Below are 4,078 nucleotides of genomic sequence, written 5' to 3'. Positions count from 1 at the left end.
GCCGACATGGGGATCGTCTGGCAGACCATCATCGTCCTGGGCGGGATCGCGCCCGTGGTGCTGTCGATCACCGGCCTGGTGATGTGGCTGCGCCGCCGCGCCCGTCGGCGCGCGATGCACCGCGCGATGGCCGAGGCCTGAGGGCCCCCGAGGCTAGTTGAGAATAATTCTCATTGCTAAGGCGCGAGGCGCATTCTAGGAATGCATCGCAATCGCAGTAGGCGCCCGGGGGGCGTCGAGCAGGACGGGTGGCTATGCAAAGAGTTCGAAACGGGGTTTCCGCACGCGCCAAGCGCGCCCTGACCTGCGCGGCCGTGGCCGGGGCGGCGGGGCTGTCCCTGGGGGGCGTGGCCCAGGCCGCCGACGACGGCGCCATGGCCGCCGCCGATGACGGCGGCGCCACCGTCTCCACCCTGGACGTGCAGGGCCGCCGCAAGGCGCTGGACAACGTCAAGCTGACCGCCGAGCCGCTGAACCATCCGCAGACCGTCACCGTGGTGCCGCGCGGCGTGATCGAGGCCCAGAACCTGCTGTCCCTGCGCGACATCCTCTCGACGGTGCCGGGCATCACCTTCGGGGCCGGCGAGGGTGGCGGCGGCTTCGGCGACAGCATCAACCTGCGGGGCTATTCGGCCAATAACGACCTGACCATCGACGGGGTCCGCGACAGCGCCCAGTATAGCCGCTCCGATCCCTTCAACCTCGAGCAGATCGAGGTCACCAACGGCGCCAACTCGGTCTATTCCGGCGCGGGCTCGGTGGGCGGGACCATCAATATCGTCAGCAAGCGTCCGAACGCGCGCGACAGCTCCACGGTCACCGGCGCCCTGGGCCTGGACTCCTATTACCGGGCGACCCTGGACACCAACCACAAGGTCTCCGACAGCGTCGCGGTGCGGCTCAACCTCATGGTCCACCGCAACGACGCCCCGGGCCGCGACGTGGAGTCCTTCGAGCGCTGGGGGATCGCGCCGTCGATCGTCATCGGCCTGGACGGCCCGACCCAGTTCACGGCGCTCTATGTCCACCAGGAGGACAAGAACACGCCCCAGTACGGCGTCCCGTTCTACAACGGCCGGCCCCTCCCCGGCGTCGATCCGTCGACCTATTACGGCTATTCCAACATCGACACCCAGGAGCAGACGGTCGACATCCTCACCGGGATCATCGACCACGACTTCGGCGACGGTCTGACCCTGCGCAACCTGACCCGGGCCCAGAAGGTCACCCAGCTGACCATCGTCGATCCGCCCCAGGGGACCTGGTGCCTGGCCAACGGCCAGAAGCCCGCCGCCTGGAGCCAGTCCACCACCGCCACCAACCTCACCGGCTTCACCGCCTGCCTGGCCAGCGATCCGGCGCCGGGCCTCTACCAGCCCAGCGGGCCGCGGGGGACCTATCGCGACAGCGAGAACACCCTGCTCTACAACCAGACCGACTTCAGCTGGCGCGGCGAGATCGCCGGCCTGGAGCACGACGCGGTGCTGGGCGTGGCCCTGCTGTCGGAGACCTTCGAGCTCACCAACGGCAATGTCCTGCGCAATGCGAACGGGACCGCCGTGGCCCTGCCGCCGATGAGCATCGCCAACCCCAACACCACCTATGCCGGGGCCTACGCCTTCATCCAGGGCGGCGGGGCCGCGCCCTCCGGCACGCCGCTCACCTTCCCGGCCGGCGCCCAGGACGGCGAACGCGCCAACCAGGCGGTCTATCTGTTCGACAACATCACCCTGTCGGACCGCTGGTCGGTGAACTTCGGGGTGCGCTGGGAGCACAATGCCGGGGAGAACATCTCGGCCTACTATACGTCGGCCGGCTACCTGCCCAATCCCTCCGGCGGCACGGCGCCCGGACCGGCCCTGGCCGGCGCCCCCGGCGGGGTGTTCTCGGGCCAGGGGCCGCTGTTCAAGAGCGACGAGACCCTCTTCACCTACCGCCTGGGGGTGGTGTTCAAGCCGACCCCCAATTCCAGCCTCTATGTGGCCTACGGCAACTCCCAGACCCCCTCCCAGGCCACGGTGAACGGCTCGGGCGCCTGCGCGCTGGCCACCTGCAAGGTCGATCCGGAGGAGGCCGAGAACATCGAGGTGGGGGGCAAGCTCGACATCGACGGCCGTCTCTCCCTGACCGCCGCCCTCTTCCGCAACGACCGCACCAACTACAAGGTGGCCTCGGGCGACCCCACCGTGCCCGACCAGCAGCTGGACGGTTCGGCCCGGGTGACCGGGGTGGCCCTGGGGCTGTCGGGCAAGCTCACCGAGGCCTGGGCGATCTTCGCCAACTACACCTGGCTGGACACCGAGGTTTTGCAGGGGGTATCGCGTTTCGCCGCCCGCGCCGGACTGGACTTCACCAAGGGCGACCCGCTCACCAGCGTGCCCGACCACGCCTTCAGCCTGTTCACCACCTATGACCTGCCCCGCGATGTCCAGGTGGGCTACGGCGTGACCTATCAGGGCGAATACTTCCTGACCCAGCACGGCCAGATCACCGGCTCGGTCCCGCCGGCCCGCACCACCATCCCCCTGGTGACCTCCGAAGCCTACTGGGTGCATCGGGCGACGATCGCCTGGACCCCCAGGCCCGGCCTGGAGCTGCGGCTCAACGTCAACAACCTGCTGGACGAGGTCTACTACGTCCGCGGCCGCAACAACGGCTGGTCCACCCCGGGGGACCGCCGCACCGCCACCGCCAGCGTCAGCTACCGGTTCTGATCCTCCCCCTGAACCGGTAGGCCTCGCGCCCCGTCCCTCGCGGACGGGGCGCCCTTTCGTCTAGGATGATGAAATGCTCCTGCAAGTCCCCGGTCTGCTGAACCCCGCCGAGGTGGCCAAGGTCCGCGGCCTCATCGACGCCGGCGACTGGGCCGACGGCAACGCCACCTCCGGCGCCCAGTCGGCTCTGGCCAAGGACAACCTGCAGCTGGCCGAGGACTCGCCGGCCGCCCACGAGGCCGGGGTGCTGATCCGCGAGGCCCTGACCCGCAATCCGCTCTTCATGTCGGCGGCCCTGCCGCACACGGTCTATCCGCCGCTGTTCAACCGCTATGGCGGCGGCCAGGCCTTCGGCGACCACATCGACAACGCCCTGCGCTTCCATCGCGACACGGGGGTCCGGATCCGCACCGACCTCTCGGCCACCCTCTTCCTGGCCGAGCCCGAGACCTATGATGGCGGCGAGCTGGTGATCGAGGACACCTTCGGCGCCCACGAGGTGAAGCTGCCGGCCGGCGACCTCATCCTCTATCCCGCCTCCAGCCTGCACCGGGTGGAGCCCATCACCCGCGGCGAGCGGGTGGGCAGCTTCTTCTGGATCCAGAGCCTGGTGCGCCAGGACGCCCAGCGGGCCCTGCTGTTCGACATGGACCTGGCCATCCAGCGGGTGGCCGGCCAAAGCGGCCTGGGCGACCCCGCCGTGGTCTCCCTCACCGGCGCCTATCACAACCTGCTGCGGATGTGGTCGGAGCTGTAGATCGCCCTTGCCACCCCGGCTCCCGGACGTGAGGGTCGGAAAAAAGCAGGGAGCGGCGTTCATGACCTACCAGGCCATCACCTATGAGACGTCCGGCCATGTGGGGATCGTCACCCTCAACCGGCCCGACAAGCTGAACGCCATTAATGGCGAGCTGCGCGAAGATACGCACGCGGCCTTCGCCGCCGCCCGCGCGGACGACCAGATCCGGGCGGTGATCCTCACCGGCGCGGGGCGGGGCTTCTGCTCGGGCGCGGACCTCACCGGGCCGGTCCCCGTCGCCTCCACCGCCCAGAACGATCGACTGGACGATCTCGGCTGGGTGGGCCACTGGGCCAAGCTGTTCCACGACTTCGACAAGCCGGTGATCGGCGCCATCAACGGGGTCTGCGCCGGGGCCGGCATGAGCGCGGCGCTCGCCTGCGACATCCGCATCGGCTCCGAGCACGCCCGCTTCAAGACCACATTCGTCGAGCGCAGCCTGTCGCCGGACTCCGGCATGAGCTTCTTCCTGCCGCGCATCGTCGGCTATGCGGCGGCCGCCGACCTGATCCTCACCAGCCGCATGGTCCTGGCCGAGGAGGCCAAGGCGCTCGGCCTGCTCAAC

Annotated in this window: 3 protein-coding genes; all 3 read left to right on the top strand. The window is 69.4% G+C overall.

The annotated features are described in order from the left end of the window. The first annotated feature begins 254 nt into the window (after positions 1-254). Positions 255-2,714: a TonB-dependent siderophore receptor gene (locus Q7T09_RS05480; protein ID WP_304698280.1), complete on the top strand. Its 2,460-nt coding sequence runs from the start codon at positions 255-257 to the stop codon at positions 2,712-2,714. 73 nt (positions 2,715-2,787) lie between these two features. Continuing rightward, complete coding sequence (locus Q7T09_RS05475) at positions 2,788-3,471, top strand: Fe2+-dependent dioxygenase (RefSeq protein WP_304698278.1); 684 nt, start codon at positions 2,788-2,790, stop codon at positions 3,469-3,471. A gap of 61 nt (positions 3,472-3,532) precedes the next feature. Then, the coding region (locus Q7T09_RS05470) for an enoyl-CoA hydratase/isomerase family protein (RefSeq protein ID WP_304698276.1) at positions 3,533-4,078 on the top strand (546 nt) is incomplete at its 3' end.

Source organism: Phenylobacterium sp. (assembly GCF_030645195.1).
Lineage (GTDB): Bacteria > Pseudomonadota > Alphaproteobacteria > Caulobacterales > Caulobacteraceae > Phenylobacterium.
This window is presented reverse-complemented; position numbering and strand designations above follow the sequence as displayed.

Bases quoted from the DNA above. Each gene is read 5' to 3' on its own strand.
- Q7T09_RS05480 (WP_304698280.1), top strand. From the start codon at position 255: ATGCAAAGAGTTCGAAACGGGGTTTCCGCACGCGCCAAGCGCGCCCTG.
- Q7T09_RS05475 (WP_304698278.1), top strand. From the start codon at position 2,788: ATGCTCCTGCAAGTCCCCGGTCTGCTGAACCCCGCCGAGGTGGCCAAG.